General features: G+C 65.3%; 9 protein-coding genes. 3 read left to right on the top strand and 6 right to left on the bottom strand.

Translation table 11 applies throughout. The annotated features are described in order from the left end of the window. The first annotated feature begins 104 nt into the window (after positions 1-104). On the top strand, positions 105-3,185 hold the full coding sequence (locus ACVWW6_RS31900) for an autotransporter outer membrane beta-barrel domain-containing protein (RefSeq protein WP_456682028.1): 3,081 nt from the start codon (positions 105-107) through the stop codon (positions 3,183-3,185). A gap of 176 nt (positions 3,186-3,361) precedes the next feature. Here ACVWW6_RS31900 and ACVWW6_RS31895 read toward each other — a convergent pair whose 3' ends face one another. The 6 genes from ACVWW6_RS31895 to radA form a co-directional block, all read right to left on the bottom strand. After that, positions 3,362-4,588 (bottom strand): ABC transporter substrate-binding protein, encoded by a 1,227-nt coding sequence (locus ACVWW6_RS31895; protein ID WP_028171062.1) that lies wholly within the window; start codon positions 4,586-4,588, stop codon positions 3,362-3,364. Between the two features lie 164 nt (positions 4,589-4,752). After that, positions 4,753-5,901 carry a hypothetical protein gene (locus ACVWW6_RS31890; RefSeq protein WP_456682027.1) on the bottom strand — a complete coding sequence of 383 codons (1,149 nt, stop codon included), beginning with the start codon at positions 5,899-5,901 and terminating at the stop codon, positions 4,753-4,755. Positions 5,902-5,992: 91 nt separating this feature from the next. Further along, the gene (locus tag ACVWW6_RS31885) at positions 5,993-6,733 is read right to left on the bottom strand and encodes an SDR family NAD(P)-dependent oxidoreductase (RefSeq protein ID WP_456682026.1); all 741 of its coding nucleotides are present in this window, start codon (positions 6,731-6,733) and stop codon (positions 5,993-5,995) included. A gap of 137 nt (positions 6,734-6,870) precedes the next feature. Then, on the bottom strand, positions 6,871-8,394 hold the full coding sequence (purF, locus tag ACVWW6_RS31880; RefSeq protein WP_011086836.1) for an amidophosphoribosyltransferase: 1,524 nt from the start codon (positions 8,392-8,394) through the stop codon (positions 6,871-6,873). A gap of 28 nt (positions 8,395-8,422) precedes the next feature. Beyond that, positions 8,423-9,052: a CvpA family protein gene (locus tag ACVWW6_RS31875; RefSeq protein WP_011086837.1), complete on the bottom strand. Its 630-nt coding sequence runs from the start codon at positions 9,050-9,052 to the stop codon at positions 8,423-8,425. A gap of 166 nt (positions 9,053-9,218) precedes the next feature. Continuing rightward, positions 9,219-10,664 (bottom strand): DNA repair protein RadA, encoded by a 1,446-nt coding sequence (radA, locus tag ACVWW6_RS31870; protein WP_011086838.1) that lies wholly within the window; start codon positions 10,662-10,664, stop codon positions 9,219-9,221. A 204-nt stretch (positions 10,665-10,868) separates the two neighbouring features. Here radA and ACVWW6_RS31865 point away from each other — a divergent pair, with 204 nt between their 5' ends. Next, positions 10,869-12,026 carry an ABC transporter substrate-binding protein gene (locus ACVWW6_RS31865; protein WP_038967546.1) on the top strand — a complete coding sequence of 386 codons (1,158 nt, stop codon included), beginning with the start codon at positions 10,869-10,871 and terminating at the stop codon, positions 12,024-12,026. Then, positions 12,026-14,095 carry a putative bifunctional diguanylate cyclase/phosphodiesterase gene (locus ACVWW6_RS31860; RefSeq protein ID WP_011086840.1) on the top strand — a complete coding sequence of 690 codons (2,070 nt, stop codon included), beginning with the start codon at positions 12,026-12,028 and terminating at the stop codon, positions 14,093-14,095. Before ACVWW6_RS31865 ends, ACVWW6_RS31860 begins: the two co-directional genes overlap by 1 nt. Positions 14,096-14,099: the final 4 nt, after the last annotated feature.

Genomic DNA, 14,099 nt, shown 5'->3' with positions numbered 1-14,099 from the left:
CTTCCGTCACGCTTGCTCTGATGGGCGGGGCGTATGCGGCCTGTTCGCCGGCGGCCGACAATAGCCCCAATCCTCCGCCAGGCACGACCATTACATGCTCGGGCGTGACGACCGATCAGAACGGGACCAACGGTTACGGGACGGGCAACCAGACCGGCATTGTCATCAATGTCGATAGCGGTGCCTCTGTCACCGGAAGCGTGAATAGCGGAATTAATATCGGCAACGCTACGGTCAGCAATTCGGGAAGCATCACAGGCGCAACGAACGGTGTCTTCTCTCAAAATGACGTCACCGTCACCAACAACACCGGCGCCACCATCACCGGCACTGTCCTATCCGGCATCGGCTCGAACAACGGCAGTGTGACTGTCGTCAACTCCGGCACGATCACGGGCAACGCAAACGTTGGCGTATTCGCCTTCGTCAACGCCACGGTTACCAACAATGCGGGCGCCACCATCGCCGGCGATCTCGGCGTCAATTCCGGCTATTCCGCTGTCGGAAATGTCACCAATGCCGGCAATATCATCGGCACCTCTTACGGTTTCATTGCCTACGGCACGGGGGTCGTCTCCAACGCTGCGGGCGGTCTGATTTCCGGCGGGATAAGCGGTGTCCAGGCCAACCAATTGTTGAATGTCACCAATGCCGGCACGATTACCGGTACGACCAGCTACGGCCTGGAGGTGACCGGCAATATGGACGTCACCAACGCCGCCGCCGGGACGATTACCGGCGCAACGGCTGCCATCCGCGCCAACAGCGGATCGATTTCGGTAACGAATTTCGGCACCATCTCGAGCCCCACCGGCTTTGCCGCCTCTGCGAATGCCAATCTGACAATAACGAACGGTGTCACTGGAAGCATTACCGGCGGCATGGCTGCCAATTTGGGCTTTGCTCACGTTACCAATCACGGGACCATTTCCGGTGTCAACAATATCGCCATCTTTGCCTTCACCGACGTCAATGTAACCAACGGCGTTGGCGGGCAGATCACGAGCCTGATCAACAACGGAATCTATGCCAGCAATGGCGTCGCAACCGTCGTCAATTCCGGAACCATAAGTGCCGGCGGCTTTGGCTACGCCATTCGCGCCGAGACGAGTGCGGTGGTGACCAACAATGCCGGCGCGCAGATCAGTGGCGGCGACACCGGCGTCCGCGCCAGCCTCGGGTCCGTCTCAGTCATCAACTACGGCTCCATTTCCGGCCTTGCGGGCAACGGCATCTATGCGGGCACGGGTGGGTCGGACGTGTTCAATGCGGGGACCATCACTGGAGGAACGGCCGCGATCCAGTTCGCCGGTAGCGGCAACGTTCTCACGCTCGCGCCGGGATCGGTGATATCGGGCAACGTGCTCGGTGGGGGCAGTGATACGTTCCAACTCGGGGGCAGCGGTGCGGCGACCTTCGATGTCAGCACGTTGGGCGCGGCGGCCCAGTATCGGGGGTTCACGACCTTCAACAAGGTCGACGATTCAGTCTGGACGCTGACTGGCACCGGCTCCTTCTCCGGTGATGTCAATGTCGGCGGCGGGGCGCTGATCGTAAACGGCAATATCGCATCGGCCAGCAATCTCGTTGTCAATGCCGGCGGCACGTTGGGCGGCAACGGCATCGTCGGCAATACCGTCATCAACGGCGGCATTCTGTCTCCAGGCAACTCGGTCGGCACCATCAACGTTCAGGGCAGCCTCGTATTCACGGCCGCCTCGACCTACCTTGTGCAGGTGTCATCGGCGGCTTCCGACCTCACCAATGTGACGGGGGCGGCGACGTTGGCCGGGACGGTTCGGGTTGCGCTCGCCAACGGCACCCTTCGGTTCAATTCGCCCTATACCATCCTGACCGCGGGGGCGCTGAACGGTTCGCGCTTTGATTCGGTGGCGACGCCGACGGGAATTTCCGGTTCGCTGACCTATTCGGGCGGCACGGTGCAGCTTGTTCTGGCCTCGGGCCTTGGGGAGATTGCCGGCCTCAACATCAACCAGCGGGCCGTCGCCACCGCGCTCGACAGGGCGTTCAATTCCTTCGGCAACGTTCCTTCGGCGTTTGGCGGTATCTTCGCCGGCAATGTCCCGGCGAACCTGACACAGGCCTCGGGCGAGCTGGCGACAGGTTCGCAGCAGACAACATTCGACGCGATGAACCTCTTCGTCAATTTGCTGGCCGATCCGTTTACCGCTGGCCGCGACGGGACCGCACCGACGCCCGTTTCATTTGGGAAAGAGGGAGCAGCCGATAGCTATGCCGGCGGTCGCCGCCGGCCCGGTGCCGAGCGTGACGCCTACGCCATGATCGCCAAGACGCCGAGCGCGATCGATTTCGGCCAGCGCTGGAGCGTGTGGGGCGCGGGCTATGGGGGCTCGCAGACCACCGACGGCAATGCCGTACAGGGATCGAACACGTCCACCAGCCGCATCGCTGGCACGGCCGTCGGCGCCGATTATCGGATCTCTCCATTCACCCAGGTCGGGTTCGCCTTGGCCGGCGGCGGTACCAACTTCGTCGTCGCCAACGGTCTCGGTTCGGGACGCTCCGACCTGTTCCAGGCCGGTGCATTCGTTCGTCATACGGCCGGCGCCGCGTATGTCTCCGGCGCCCTGGCCTATGGCTGGCAGGATATCACGACGAACCGGACGGTCACGATTGCGGGCAGTGACCAGTTGCGTGCGCAGTTCAACGCCAATGCGTGGGCGGGGCGTATCGAGGGCGGCTATCGCCTCATCACCCCATGGGCCGGCATCGGCCTCACGCCCTATGCCGCCGCGCAATTCGCGACCTTCGAGCTGCCGGGCTATGCCGAACGGCCCATCGTCGGTGCCAACACCTTTGCGCTGGCCTATGCGGCCAAGACCGCTACCTCGCCGCGCTCCGAATTGGGATTCCGCACTGACCGATCGTTGGCATTGCCGGGAGCGATCCTCACCCTGCGCAGCCGCTTCGGCTGGGCACATGACTACAATATCGATCGCGGCATCGCCGCCACTTTCCAGGCGTTGCCGGGCGCATCCTTCGTCGTCGGCGGTGCATCGCCTGCGCGAGACGCGGCGCTCACCTCGGCAACCGCCGAGGTGAAATGGCTGAACGGTTTCTCGCTCGCCGGGACCTTTGAGGGTGAGTTCTCGAACGTCACCACAAGCTACTCCGGAAAGGGCGTGGTGCGCTATGCCTGGTAGGAAGCGCTCGTCCGCGTTGTAGAGACGCGACGTAGAGAAATGGCGCGAGCGGCGCCTTGCCCGCCGGTACCCTCGTCCTTTGTGCAGGCCCCGAACGTAAATGCCCGGGACGAAGACGCGCTTCGCGCTCTCGCCCGGGCATGTCGTCGTGGAGACTGCGCGCGTCCGCTACGCGGTCACTTCTTGACCAGCGGGCACTCGCTCGCCTCGAGCGGCTTGGCGGCATCTTCCGGCGCGATGGTGGCCACCAGCTTGTAGTAATCCCACGGCCCCTTCGACTCTTCCGGCTTCTTCACCTCGAAGAGATAGGCCGGGATGAGGCGGCGGCCGTCGGCGCGCAGCGGGCCCTTGCCGAACAGCGGATCGTCGGTCGGCAGCTCCTTCATCTTGGCGACGACCTTGGCGCCGTCATGCGGATTGCCGCCGAGCGCGTCCATTGCCTTCAGGTAGTGCAGGATTTCCGCATAGAGGCCCGCCACCGTCATCGAGGGCATCGAGCCCTTGGGCGACACTTTCTGGAAGCGCTTCGACCATTCGCGGGTCTGATCGTTGAGGTCCCAGTAGAAGGACTCGGTGAAGGTCAGCCCCTGTGCCGTTTTCAGGCCCAGCGAATGCACGTCGTTGATGAACAGCAGCAGCGCGGCGAGCTTCTGGCCGCCGGCCACGATGCCGAACTCGGCCGCCTGCTTGATCGCGTTGGTGGTGTCGCCGCCGGCGTTGGCAAGGCCGATGACCTTGGCCTTCGACGACTGCGCCTGCAGCAGGAAGGAGGAGAAGTCGGAGGAGTTGAGCGGATGCTTGACGCCGCCGAGCACCTTGCCGCCGGTGGCCGTGACGACGGCGCTGGTGTCACGCTCCAGCGCGTGGCCGAACGCGTAGTCCGCGGTCAGGAAGAACCAGCTGTCGCCGCCGGCTTTGGTCAGGGCCTTGCCGGTGCCGTTGGCGAGCATGTAGGTGTCGTAGGTGAAGGAGACGGTGTTGGGCGTGCAGGCCTTGCCGGTGAGGTCGGCCGTGGCGGCGCCCGAATTGAGCAGCACCGAATTCTTATCCTTGACGAGGTTGCTCACCGCGAGTGCAACGCCGGAGCTCGGCGTGTCGGCGATGGCGTCGACCTTGTCGGCATCGATCCATTGCCGGGCGATGTTGACGCCGATGTCGGGCTTGTTCTGGTGATCACCCGAGAGGACATCGATGGTCCAGCCCTTGGCCTTCAGGCCGGAATCTTCGACCGCCATTTTCACCGCGGCGACCGAGTTCGGGCCGCCGATGTCGGCATAGAGGCTCGACATGTCGTTCAAGACGCCGATCTTGACGGTCTTGTCTTGCGCGAAGGCGGATGTGGAAAAACCGAAGGCGGCACAGGCCAGAAGGGCCGCGGAGCGGCGCGCGAATGTCGTCATAATAGATTCCCTCCATTGTCAAACATGCGGACGGCTCTCTTGCGGAGCCTTGGTCCGGCTGATCGCTCTACCGTGTCCCCCGGCCGGCGGCAATGCGCCTAAAGCCGGATGACGCTGCGTCGTTACGTCATCCGTCGGTTAACTTTTGGGCAAAATGCGTTGAGGCGCTATTTGAGCGCGTCCGACGTCAGCTTGAATTTCTGGATGCGCTTTCCGGTATCGACCTCGGCGGTATAGACGTTACCCTTGGCGTCGATCGCCATGGCGTGCACCCAGTGGAATTGACCGGCATTGCGGCCGTTGCGCCCGAAGCTGCCGACCACGCTGCCGTCGTCGCGCCTGATCACCCTGATCTCGTTGTTCTCGCCGTCGGCGCTGAGCAGCCAGGTCTGCTTTGGATCGGGCCAGATCGCGATGTCCCACACCGCGCCGTTGCCGAGCGTGTTCTTCTCGAAGAAAAACTCCTTCACGAAGGTGCCGTCCTTCCGAAACACCTGGATACGGTTGTTGATGCGGTCGCAGACATAGACCAGCCCGTCATTGGCGAGCTTCACGCAATGGACGGGATTGCCGAATTGCTGGGCAACCGGCGCTTTGGGATCGTAGGGCGCCTGCTTGTTGTCATCAGGCTTGTTGCCATAGGCGCCCCAGTGCCGCTTGTAGGCCAGCGTGCTCGCGTCGAACACGATGATGCGGCGGTTGCCGTAGCCGTCGGCGACGTAGATCTCGTTCGCCTCCTTGTCGATCGCGGTCTCCGCGGGCTTGCCGAGTTGCGTCGTGTCGTTGCTGCCGAGGCTCGGCGCGATCTTGCCGATCTGGGCGACGAACTTGCCGTCGAGCGTGAACTTCAAAATGGCGTTGTCATTGTCGGCGTTGCCGCCGACCCAGACGAAGCCGCGCTCGTCGACCTCGATGCCGTGCTCGCGGCCGACCCATTCGTAGCCTTCGCCCAGGCCGCCCCAGGACCGCAGCAGGTTGCCGTCGGTGTCGAATTCGAGCACGGGCGGCGCCGAGACGCAGCATTTCGAGCGCGGCGGATTGAGGCTTGCGCCTTTCTCGTCATCGGTGAGCGAGCGCGGGCGATGGATCACCCAGATGTGGCCCTGCCAGTCGACGGTGATGCCACCGACCTGGCCGAGGATCCAGTTGTTCGGCAGCGGCTTTGGCCAGGCGGGATCGACGGCGAAGGTCGGGACATCGCCGGCGGTCGCAACGCCCGGAAGCGCAAATGCGAGTGCCGCGATCAGGATGGAGAAGGCGTGAGAGACCCGTGCGAGCGCACCGCCAACGCGTGCGCGATCATGCGATGGTGCCATCGCAACCTCCCTTTTTTGGCCTGCGGCTTGCTGCCGCTTGAGCACGGGCAGTCAATCGCGGGGAGGGACCCAAGTCAATCAGCCAAGTCAATCAGGCTGGCGAGCGGAAGCTCATCAGGCTGCGGGTCTTGTAGTCGTAGAACTTGCCGGTCTCGGTCCAGTCGGGTGCGCACATCGGCACGATGAATTCGGCGACCTGCTCGGCGGTGTCGAGCGTCGCGGGATCCTCGCCCGGCATCAAGGTGGCACGCATGCGGGTGCGGACCGGGCCGGGGTTGAACAGGTTGACACGAAGAGGCGTGTTCGCGGTCTCCTGCGCCCAGGCGCGCGCCAGCGTTTCCAGCGCGGCCTTGGAGGCGGCGTAGGGGCTGACATAGGCGGTCGCCTTGCTGGCGGCGCCCGAGGTGATGAACACGGCGCGGCCGGCATCGGACTGCTTCAGCAGCGGCTCCATGCAGCGGATGAGCTGGAAGTTCGCGGAGACGTTGACCGCCATCACGTCGTTGAAGGCCTTCAGCTCGATATGACCGATCGGCGAGGAGGGGCCGAGCACGCCGGCATTGCCGACGAGGATGTCGAGCTTGCCGTAGCGCTCGTGCAGGCCTGCGCCCAGCCGCGCGATGCCGTCGGAATCGGTGAGGTTGAGCGGCACCAGCGTGGCGCTGCCGCCGTCTTTGCGGATCTCGTCGTCGAGCTCTTCCAGCCCGCCCTGCGTGCGCGCCACCGCGACGATGTGTGCGCCGGCCTTCGCCAGCGCCTTGGCCGTGGCGAAGCCGATGCCGCGCGAGGCGCCGGTGACGAGAGCGATGCGGTCGGCGAGGGGATTTGTCATGGCGGGGTTTTACAGCCGTGGATGGCCGGGACAAGCCCCCGCATCCCCGTCATTCCGGGGCGCGCGTAGCGCGAACCCGGAATCTCGAGATCCCGGGTTCGGTCCTTACGGACCGCCCCGGGATGACGGCTCCGCCGTCAGCTCGCCTCCGCCAGCAGCGACAATTGCCGGGGCTGCTGCTCGGTCTGGGTCTGGTCGGTGAGGTGGGTCGGATAGGCCCCGGTGAAGCAGTGATCCGAGAACTTCGGATTGGCCGGGTCGCGGCCGGGCTCGCCCATGGCGCGGTACATGCCGTCGATCGACAGGAAGGCGAGCGAGTCGGCGCCGATGATCTCGCGCATTTCCTCCAGCGAATGCGTTGCGGCCAGCAGGCCGCCGCGATCCGGCAGGTCGATGCCGTAATAATCGGGATAGAGGATCGGCGGCGAGGCGAGGCGGAAATGCACTTCCTTGGCGCCCGCATCGCGCATCATGCGCACGATCTTCTTCGAGGTGGTGCCGCGGACCAGCGAGTCGTCGATCAGGATGATGCGCTTGCCTTCGATCGCGGCGCGGTTGGCCGAATGCTTCATGCGCACGCCGGATTCGCGGATTGCCTGCGTCGGCTGGATGAAGGTGCGGCCGACATAGTGGTTGCGGATGATGCCGAGCTCGAACGGCACGCCGGAATGCTGGCTGTAGCCGACAGCGGCGGGCACGCCGGAATCCGGCACCGGTACGACGACGTCGATCGGCACGTGGCTCTCGCGCGCGAGCTGCGCACCAAAGGCCTTGCGCACCTCGTAGACCGAGCGGCCGTGGACGATGGAATCCGGACGGGAGAAATAGATGTATTCGAAGATGCAGGGACGCGGCGCCATCGGCGGGAACGGCTTGTGGATGTCCTGGCCGTTCTCGTCGAACACGATGACTTCGCCCGGCTCGATGTCGCGGATGAAGCGCGCGCCGATGATGTCGAGCGCGCAAGTCTCCGACGTCAGGATCGGGCAGCCATCGAGCTCACCGAGCACCAGGGGACGGATGCCGCGCGGGTCGCGCGCGCCGACCAGCTTCTTGTTGGTCAGCGAGACCAGCGCATAGGCGCCCTCGATCTCGCGCAGCGCGTCGATATAGCGCTCGATGAAGCGGCTGCGCCGGGAGCGCGCGACGAGGTGCAGGATCACCTCGGTGTCGGTGGTCGACTGCATCATCGCGCCGTTCCTCACGAGCTCGCGACGCAGCGTCAGGCCGTTGGTGAGGTTGCCGTTATGGGCGACCGCAAGGCCGCCGGCGTTGAGCTCGGCGAACAGCGGCTGCACGTTGCGCAGGATGGTCGCGCCGGTGGTGGAGTAGCGGACATGGCCGACCGCCATGTTGCCGGGCAGGCGGTCGATCACCTCGCGGCGGGAGAAAGTGTCGCCGACGAGGCCGAGGCGGCGTTCGCTGTGAAAGCGGCTGCCGTCATAGGAGACGATACCGGCGGCTTCCTGGCCGCGGTGCTGAAGGGCGTGGAGGCCGAGGGCGGTGATGGCGGCGGCGTCGGGGTGGCCGTAGATGCCGAATACGCCGCATTCCTCGCGGAGCGTATCCCCCTCCAGATCGTCCTGAAGCTCTAGCGCGGCCGGGCTCAAACCGGCTTTTGGATCGAGATCAAGTTGGGCGTCCTGGTCAGGGTGTCGCATCTCGTCCGCGCCTCTCTTTAGGGCCTAATCAACGCGCCGCAGGTTTCTCGATCAGCTTTTTCAGGCTGTCACGAGCAGGTTTACTGTATCCGTCGCCGCTGCCCGAAGGCTGCTGCTCGGAATCAGCTTGATCATCATCTGGTTTGTTTTTCTTGAATCTCTTCAAGATGGTGTTCTCGGGGTCGTCCGGCAAGAGCGCCATCAGCCAATCGCCGGTTCCCTGGAGCACCACGCGGGATTTCGCCCCCGTAACCCAGTCCGGGCGCTGCTTGTCCGGCACCAGCCAGGTGAAGAACAGGAAGGCGACCACGACGATCAAAAGGCCGCGAGCCAGCCCGAACAGGAAGCCGAGGGTGCGGTCCAGCGCGCCGATCCGCGAATCCAGGATCATGTCGGAGATCCGGACGGTGATCACGGAGACCACGACCAGGGTACCGACGAACACGCCGGCGACCACGACCACACTCGCGACCGTGTCGTTGTTGAAATAGGTCTTTGCGGTCGGCAGCAGCTTGGAGAAGGAGTACAGCGTCACGATCGCCGCCGCGCCCCAGGCTGCGATCGACAGGATTTCGCGCATGAAGCCGCGGACCATCGCAAGCAGGCCCGAGATCAGCATCACACCGAGCAGGATCAGGTCGAGGAGTGTTACTGGCATCGGCTGGTCTGGTCCGCTCGTACTTCAAAGGTGCTCAGCGAATCGGTGTTTGGCCGCCGTCCTAAAAGAGGGGCAGACGGCGTTCCCGGCAAGGCCGCAACCACGCAATCCCATGCTGCTTTTGTGACGGCTGTATAGCGGCGGGGGCCGGGGACGTCACCTCCGGCTACCCCTCTCCGCGGCGGAATCTTGCCGGTGTGGCATTTTTCTCTGCCGATCCGCCGGATTCGCCCCGACGGGAGCCGCGGGCGGCGATCTCGGCCACCAAAGTCGTCAGGCTGTTCACCGCATTGAGCGACAGTCCGGCGTCGCCGCCGGCTTCGCCCCGGGCCGATTCGGGCAGCACGGCGCGCTGGAAGCCGAGTTTTGCCGCTTCCTTCAGCCGGGCCGGGGTCTGCGCCACCGGACGGACCACGCCTGAGAGCGAAATCTCGCCGAAATAGACTGCATCCGTGGGTAACTGCGCATTAACCAGGGACGACACCAGTGCCGCCGCCGCGGCGAGGTCGGCCGCCGGCTCGTGGATGCGCAAGCCGCCGGCGACGTTCAGATAGACGTCATGGCCGGACAGCTTGACCCCGCAATGGGCTTCCAGCACCGCCAGCACCATCGAGAGGCGGCTCGGATCCCAGCCGACCACGGCCCGGCGCGGGGTGCCGAGCGAGGTTGGTGCGACCAGTGCCTGCAATTCGACCAGGACCGGCCTTGTGCCCTCGATGCCCGCAAACACCGCGGTGCCCGGCGTGCCGAGATCGCGCTCCGACAGGAACAGTTCGGAGGGATTGGTGACCTCGCGCAGACCAAGGCCGGTCATCTCGAACACGCCGATCTCGTCGGTTGGCCCGAAGCGGTTCTTGACGGCGCGCAGGATGCGGAATTGCTGCGAGCCTTCGCCCTCGAACGACATCACGGCATCGACCATGTGCTCGACCACGCGGGGGCCTGCGATCTGGCCGTCCTTGGTGACGTGGCCGACCAGGATGATGGCGGCGCCGGTTTTCTTGGCGAAACGGATCAACGCCTGCGCCGAAGCGCGCACCTGCGTGACGGTGCCGGGCGCGGATTCCACGGTGTCGGTCCACATGGTCTGGATCGAGTCGATCACGATCAGGCGGGGAACCGCGCCCTCCGACAGCGTCGAGACGATGTCCTCGACCGAGGTCTCGGCCGCAAGCTGCACCGGCGCGTCCGACAGGCCGAGCCGCTCGGCACGCAGCCGCACCTGGGCGATGGCTTCTTCGCCGGAGATGTAGACGATCCGATGCCCGGCGCGCGCCATCAGACTGGTCGCCTGCGTCAGCAGTGTCGATTTGCCGATGCCCGGATCGCCGCCGACGAGGAGCACCGAGCCGCGGACGAAGCCGCCGCCGGTGACGCGGTCGAGCTCGGTCATCCCCGAGGACAGGCGCGGCGCGTCCGGGCTCTTGCCGGCAAGGCTCTCCAGCGCAAAGGTCCGGCCCTTGCGCTTGGAGCGGATCGAGACCGGCACGCTGCCGCTCGTGTCCTCCTCGGCGAGCGTATTCCACTCGCCGCAGGACTCGCACTTGCCCTGCCAGCGGTTATAGGCCGCGCCGCAGTTCTGGCAGACGAAGGAAAGCGTGTTCTTGGCCATGGGGACAGTTGAGTCGGGGGTCTTGATGTCAGCTGATAGCACGGAATGGCGGGCCGCGAGGCCGATCGCCCGCGCGCCCAATATCGCAATTCAACGCAACCAGTACACCCTTTGTTAGTTCTAGGCCCCAGCGCCGCACCGGGCTTTGCCAAATGTTAGCGGACGACGGTCCAGTTTCGGAACCAGTACGGGGTGACGAGACCAATGACGATATTTTTGCGGATATTGCTCGCCGTGGGCATGGCCTGCGGCGTCCTGGCGCCTGCCGGCCGTGTCGTCGCGGCTGACGCCAAATCCCTCAACATCGTCTTCGTGAATCCCGGCAAGACCGGCGAGGTCTATTGGGACATGGTCGCGCAGACCATGCAGGCCGCCGGCCGCAAGCTTGATGCGCATGTCGAGGTGCTGACCAGCGAGCGCAACTACCGCACCATGCAGGAACTGGGGTTCGGCGTCGTGGCACGTCCCGACAAGCCCGACTTCCTCATTCTCTCGAACGAGGAATCCGCCGCCGTTCCGATCCTGGAAGCGGCCGAGGTCGCGGGCGTCAAGACACTGCTGCTCTCGAACACGCTGATCGGCGAGGATGCGGCGCGGCTCGGACCGCCGCGCCAGACGCTCAAGACCTGGCTCGGCGACATCACGACCGATCTTCAGACCGCGGGCGCGCGGATGGCGAATGCGCTGATCAGCGCGGCGCGTGCCGAGAAATGGCAGAGCCCGGACGGCAAGATCCACATTCTCGGCATCGGTGGCGACGAGATCACGCCCGCCTCGATCGCGCGCAACGCCGGGCTCCAGCTTGCGGTGGCGGCCGCGCCCGACGTGGTGGTGGACCGGATGCTGTTCGCCAACTGGACGCAGTCGGAGGCCGAGCAGGTCACGGCGAATTATCTGAGCTGGGCCGCGCGCAAGGAGATTCGGCCCGCCGGCATCTGGGCCGGAAACGATCCGATGGCGCTCGGCGCGCTTCGCGCGGCGACCGCTGCCGGCCTCATGCCCGGTCGGAATATTCAGGTGGTCGGCCTCAACTGGTCGGAGGATGCACTGCGCGAGATCAGGGCCGGCCGTCTGCTCCTGACCGACGGCGGCCACTTCCTGCTCGGCGGCTGGTCGATCGTCCTGCTCCGCGACTACGCCGATGGCTGCGATTTCGCGGCCACATCGCCCCGCGTCGAGGCCAAGACATCCGCGATCACCCGCGACAATCTCGCTGCGGTCGGAGACCTCATCAAGACGCGCGCCTTCGATCGGATCGATTTCGCGCGTTTCAGGGCGAGGGCAGGGCGCTGCGGCCAGTACGATTTCTCCGTCGATGCGCTGATTTCTTCGCTGACGCTGCCGGAAGGCATCGCTGACTGATGCGGAACGGTGACGACATGACCGATCCGGATCGCAAGCAGCAAGCGGCGGCGCCGTCGCGCTCGCGCTCGGTGGTCCGCGCGATGATCTGGGCCACCGTGCCGGTGCTGCTGGTGGTGCAGTTGCTCGCCTCCGCCGGCGTCGAGGCATCCAGCTTCTGGTCGCAGATCAGGCAGCTCGACGCGCGCATTGCCCGCACGGCCGAGAGCCGCGCCGAGCTGATCGCCGAGCCGCTCTGGAAGATGCGTTACGACCAGGTCACGAACGTGCTCAATGAGATCATGCACGACGAGACCATCGCGGCGGCGGCCGTCTATGACGACACCGGCGCTGCAATCGCCCGCGTGGTGGCGCGCCCCTCCGGGCAGGCGGTCGCGGAGGTGTCGCGTCCGATCAACTACAGCAACGGCAACATGGCCGTGCAGGCCGGCCGCATCGCGATCGCCTATTCCTACGCGACAGTCTACGCCGACACGGGCAGCCGTCTGATGCGGCTGCTGATCGTTGGCCTGCTCGCAACGCTTGCGACCGTGGTCGCAATGCGGATATCGGCGAACATCTTCATCGGCAAGCCGCTTGACGCAATCATGTCGGCGATCCAGCGCAGCAAGCGGGATGGTCGCGCCTATCCGGCGGACATCACATCGTCGAACGAATTCGGCCAGCTCGCGCACGCCTTCAACGCGATGCAGCACACGACGTCAGGTGCGCTCGACCGGCTCGGGCACATGGCGTCGCACGACCCGCTTACGAGCCTGCCCAATCGGCGCTCGCTGTCCGAGCGCCTGGTGACCTTGAGCGGCGATGCAGGCTCGCCGGATTCCCTGATCGCCTTCTGCTTCATCGATCTGGACGACTTCAAGGGCATCAACGACACTTTCGGTCATGATGCCGGCGACAAGTTCCTGGTCCACATTTCCGGGCGTCTCCGCGAGGCGGTCGAGCCGCAGGATTGGGTGGCGCGGCTCGGCGGCGACGAATTCGTCGTGATCCGCCCCGAAGTCAGCAACGAAGCGACCGCGCAGGCCTTCGCGCGCCATCTGCTGGCCGCGATTTCCGAGCCGATCCGGCTTCACGACAAGCAGGTCGTGCCGCGGGCCAGCATCGGTCTTGCCGTGCGCCGCGCCGACGATCCCGAGCTATCGCACCTGCCGGCGCTCGCCGACATCGCGCTCTACCATGCCAAGACCAAGGCGCCCGGCACCGTCGCGGTGCTGAACGAGGCGCTCCAGCGCGACTACCGCCGTCGCAGGGAGCTCGAGCTTGCCATTCCCACAGGCTTCGCCGAGGGCCAGTTCGAGGTCTGGTATCAAAGCCAGGTCGACCTCGACAGCCAGGGCGTCGTCGGCCTGGAGGCGCTCATTCGTTGGCGCCACCCTGAATATGGCGTGATCGGTCCCGGCGAATTCCTGTCACTGATCGAGCGCAGCGGCAACAATGCACGGCTGACGCGCTATGTGCTGACCGATGCCTGCCGCGCGCTGCGACATCTGGCTGCCGCCGGCAGGCCGGATATCCGGATCGCGATCAACCTGCCGCCGTCCGAGCTCGCCGACCATTCGCTTGCCGCCGAGCTGCGCGAGACCTGCCAGCGCTTCGGCGTCGCGGCATCGTCGCTCGAGCTTGAGATCACCGAGGGTTCGCTGATCAACAACATCGCCAGCGCGTCCGAGACGTTGCACCGCCTGCGGCGCCTCGGCGCCACCATCGCGCTCGACGATTTCGGCACGGGCTACAGCTCGCTCGCCCATCTCAGGCGTTTCCCACTCGACAAGGTCAAGATCGACAAGGCCTTCATCAGCGAGATTCCGGACAGCGCGGAAGACAAGGCGATCGTTGGCGTCATCGCCTCGCTCGCCGGCACGCTGGGGCTGACGCTTGTCGCGGAAGGCATCGAGCGGCCCGAGCAAGCTGACGCCATGCGCGAGATGGGTGTGATGCTCGGGCAGGGTTATCACTATCATCGGCCGCAACCGCTCGCGGCCGTGCTGCAATGGCTCGAGGGACAGGCGGCTGGGAGCCGCGTCGTCACCGACAGCCCGTCGATCGCGCCCGAATTTGCCGCCTGAGCGC

This window comes from Bradyrhizobium sp. USDA 3311, assembly GCF_054062495.1.
Note: the sequence above shows the minus strand (reverse complement) of the source record. Positions and strands in the feature narration are given on the sequence as shown.

Bases quoted from the DNA above. Each gene is read 5' to 3' on its own strand.
- purF (WP_011086836.1), bottom strand. From the start codon at position 8,394: ATGCGACACCCTGACCAGGACGCCCAACTTGATCTCGATCCAAAAGCC.
- ACVWW6_RS31860 (WP_011086840.1), top strand. From the start codon at position 12,026: ATGCGGAACGGTGACGACATGACCGATCCGGATCGCAAGCAGCAAGCG.
- ACVWW6_RS31885 (WP_456682026.1), bottom strand. From the start codon at position 6,733: ATGACAAATCCCCTCGCCGACCGCATCGCTCTCGTCACCGGCGCCTCG.
- ACVWW6_RS31890 (WP_456682027.1), bottom strand. From the start codon at position 5,901: ATGGCACCATCGCATGATCGCGCACGCGTTGGCGGTGCGCTCGCACGG.
- ACVWW6_RS31865 (WP_038967546.1), top strand. From the start codon at position 10,869: ATGACGATATTTTTGCGGATATTGCTCGCCGTGGGCATGGCCTGCGGC.
- ACVWW6_RS31875 (WP_011086837.1), bottom strand. From the start codon at position 9,052: ATGCCAGTAACACTCCTCGACCTGATCCTGCTCGGTGTGATGCTGATC.
- radA (WP_011086838.1), bottom strand. From the start codon at position 10,664: ATGGCCAAGAACACGCTTTCCTTCGTCTGCCAGAACTGCGGCGCGGCC.